At 68.3% G+C, this 486-nt stretch carries 1 protein-coding gene; it reads left to right on the top strand.

Annotation, left to right across the window (positions count from 1 at the left end; all coding sequences use genetic code 11):
- On the top strand, nucleotides 1-486 hold a 486-nt coding region (locus G3I71_RS46935; protein ID WP_164325061.1), incomplete at both ends, for a substrate-binding domain-containing protein.

Here is a 486-nt window from a genome sequence, read left to right as displayed (position 1 = left end):
ACGCGCTCAAGCTCGACACGGGTGCGGGGCCGTTCAACCTCGAGCCCTTCGCCGGGTCGCCCGACGACAACAACGCGAAGTTCTTCTTCGCGGGTGCGTGGGACGTCCTCAAGCCGTACGTCGACAAGGGCCAGCTCGTCGTGCCGTCGGGCAAGGCGCCCGCGTCCGACGACGACTGGGCCTCGATCGGCGTCCAGGGCTGGAGCTCGGACACCGCGCAGTCCGAGATGGAGAACCGCCTCAACTCGTTCTACTCGGGTGGCACCAAGGTGAACGTCGTCCTGTCGCCCAACGACTCGCTCGCGCTGGGCATCGCGCAGGCGCTCGAGGGCGCCGGCTACGCGCCCGGTCCGGACTACCCGGTCCTCACGGGCCAGGACGCCGACAAGGCGAACGTCCTCAACATGATCGCCGGCAAGCAGTCGATGTCGGTGTGGAAGGACACCCGCGCCCTGGGCGACCAGGTCGCGAAGATGGTCGACCAGA

The organism is Streptomyces sp. SID12501 (assembly GCF_010550245.1).
Taxonomy (GTDB): Bacteria; Actinomycetota; Actinomycetes; order Streptomycetales; family Streptomycetaceae; genus Streptomyces.
This window is presented reverse-complemented; position numbering and strand designations above follow the sequence as displayed.